Annotated in this window: 2 protein-coding genes; one reads left to right on the top strand and one right to left on the bottom strand. The window is 68.3% G+C overall.

Annotation, left to right across the window (positions count from 1 at the left end):
* Positions 1-78: 78 nt before the first annotated feature.
* Positions 79-1,074, top strand: a complete 996-nt coding sequence (locus ACIPIA_RS16030) for a 2-hydroxyacid dehydrogenase (RefSeq protein WP_400510968.1) — start codon at positions 79-81, stop codon at positions 1,072-1,074.
* Between the two features lie 6 nt (positions 1,075-1,080).
* Here ACIPIA_RS16030 and ACIPIA_RS16025 read toward each other — a convergent pair.
* Positions 1,081-1,525 (bottom strand): HAD-IA family hydrolase (locus ACIPIA_RS16025; RefSeq protein WP_400510967.1); only part of this gene is annotated, 445 nt, incomplete at its 5' end.

Genomic DNA, 1,525 nt, shown 5'->3' with positions numbered 1-1,525 from the left:
CGCACCATTCCTGGGCCAGCAGGGTTAATGGCAGGTTGAGGGCTACGCGCGAATACGGATGACGGAAGGGTGACCGCCATGTCGAAGAAGAAGCCTCTGGTCGTGGTCACGCGCAAGCTGCCCGCCGTAGTCGAAACCCGGATGCGCGAGCTCTTCGATGCCCGGCTCAACATCGACGACAAGCCAATGTCGCAGGCCGCCCTCGTCGATGCCGTGAAGACCGCCGACGTCCTCGTTCCGACCGTTACCGACAAGATCGATGCCGCCGTCATCGCCCAGGCCGGCGACCAGCTGCGCCTGATCGCGAATTTCGGCAACGGCGTCGACAATATCGACGTCGCCAGCGCGGTGCAGCGCGGCATCACCGTCACCAATACGCCGGGCGTCCTGACCGATGACACCGCCGACATGACGATCGCCCTGATCCTCGCCGTGGCCCGCCGCATCGCGGAGGGGGCCCGCGTCATCCCCGATGACGACTGGGCCGGCTGGTCACCGACCTGGATGCTCGGCCGGCGGATCACCGGCAAGCGACTCGGCATCGTCGGCATGGGGCGCATCGGCCAGGCCCTGGCCAAGCGCGCCTCCGCCTTCGGCCTGTCGATCCACTACCACAATCGCCGCCGGGTCGATCCACGCATCGAGGAACAGCTCGACGCGACCTATTGGGATTCGCTCGATCAGATGCTGGCGCGGATGGACATCGTCTCGATCAACTGCCCGCACACCCCGGCGACCTATCACCTGCTTTCGGCACGCCGCCTCAAATTGATGAAGCCCGATGCGATCCTGGTGAACACGGCGCGCGGCGAGGTCGTCGATGAGACCGCGCTCGCCCGCATGCTGGAAGCCGGCGAACTCGCCGGCGCGGGCCTCGACGTGTTCGAGAGCGAGCCGGCGGTCAATCCGCGCCTGCTCAAGCTCGCCCGTCAGCACAAGGTGGTGGTCCTCCCGCATATGGGTTCGGCCACCCACGAGGGCCGCGCCGACATGGGCGAGAAGGTCATCGTCAACATCAAGACATTCATGGACGGCCACAAGCCGCCGGATCGCGTGCTGCCCAGCATGCTCTGAACCCCCTCAGGTAGCGCGTAGCCCGGCAAGCCGCGCCGCCTCCGCGGGCCAGTCCCGGTAGTCGTCGATCACGCCGGCGGCACCCGCCGCCAGCAGGCGCTCGCGCGTGCGGATCCTGTCGTGAGCGGTGCCGGTGAAGCCCGCCACCTGCATGCCGGCCGCCCTCGCGGCCTGCACGCCCGGTACGGAGTCCTCCAGCACCAGGCAGTTTGCCGGCTCGGCGCCCATCTGCGCGGCGGCGAACAGAAAGACGTCCGGCGCAGGCTTGCCCCGAGCAACCTGCGACGCCGAGAAGACATGCGGATCGAACAGGTCGATCAGCCCCGCGAGTCCGAGATTGCGCCGCAGCGGTGCAAGGCTGGTCGAGGAGGCGACGCAGCGGCGCCCCGCGAGAAGGGACAGCGCCTCATGCACCCCCGGCAGCGCCCGCAACTCGCTTTCCAGCCGCGCG

The organism is Allobosea sp. CER48 (assembly GCF_044752385.1).
Classification (GTDB): domain Bacteria; phylum Pseudomonadota; class Alphaproteobacteria; order Rhizobiales; family Beijerinckiaceae; genus Allobosea.
Note: the sequence above shows the minus strand (reverse complement) of the source record. Positions and strands in the feature narration are given on the sequence as shown.